1 protein-coding gene is annotated in these 872 nt (G+C 68.0%); it reads right to left on the minus strand.

Annotated features, from left to right (window positions below):
- Positions 1–56: 56 nt before the first annotated feature.
- Entirely contained in the window at positions 57–827 is a 771-nt protein-coding gene (locus NQU55_RS36190; RefSeq protein WP_168097126.1) for a transposase, read from the minus strand.
- Positions 828–872 lie beyond the last annotated feature (45 nt).

Raw genomic sequence — 872 nt, forward strand, 5'->3', positions numbered from 1 at the left:
AAGGGCTGTCCCGTTATTGGTTCAGGAGATGCAGGTTGGCCGGTTCGTTTCCTCTGTCATCCGGTCAGGGTGAGGTTGTGGAGTCGGGCGATGCCGAGTATGGCGTGGTGGACGCCGTCGCCTTTGAGGCGGCAGTCGCGGAGGATCTTCCAGGTCTTCATGCGGGCGAAGACGTGCTCGATGCGGGCTCGGACCTTGCGGTGAGAGGCGTTGTGTTCCTCTTTCCAGGCAGGGAGCTCGGGCTGGCCGCGTTCGCGGCGGTGCGGGATGATCAGGCCGGTGCCGCGGTAGCCGCCGTCCGCGATCACCGTCGCCCTGCCGACGGCCGCCTTTGCGCCGGACAGCTCCCAGGCTTTGCAGTCGTTGCGGTTGCCCGTGACGGGCCGGCCGGCCGCGACGACGAGGCGGTTGTCCGCGTCGATGATGACCTGGTGGTTGGTGGAATACCGGTAGTTCTTCGACCGCTCGGCGACCGTGTGGTCCCGCGTGGGCACCAGAGTGCCGTCCACGATCAGTACGGTCTGCTTGCGGAACCGCTTGCGGGGCTGCAACGCGAGCGCGGGTGCGAGGTGGCCGATGATGCGGTCGGCGGCCGACTTCGAGACGCCGAACAGCGGGGCAAGCTGCCGCAGTGTCAGGTTGGTCCGCCAGTATGCGGCGACCAGCAGCACCCGGTCCTCCAGCGGCAGACTCCAGGGCCGGCCCCTGCGTACCGGGTCCGCACCCTCCCGCCGCAGCGCGGCCACCAGCCTGCCGAACTGCCGCGGGCTCAGCCCCGTGAACGGGGCTATCCAGGACCGCTCCGACACCGTGATCACACCACCCACATCACCACCAACGTGCCACACCACCAGCAGTTACGGGACAACTCT

Source organism: Streptomyces telluris (assembly GCF_024519335.1).
GTDB lineage: Bacteria > Actinomycetota > Actinomycetes > Streptomycetales > Streptomycetaceae > Streptomyces > Streptomyces telluris.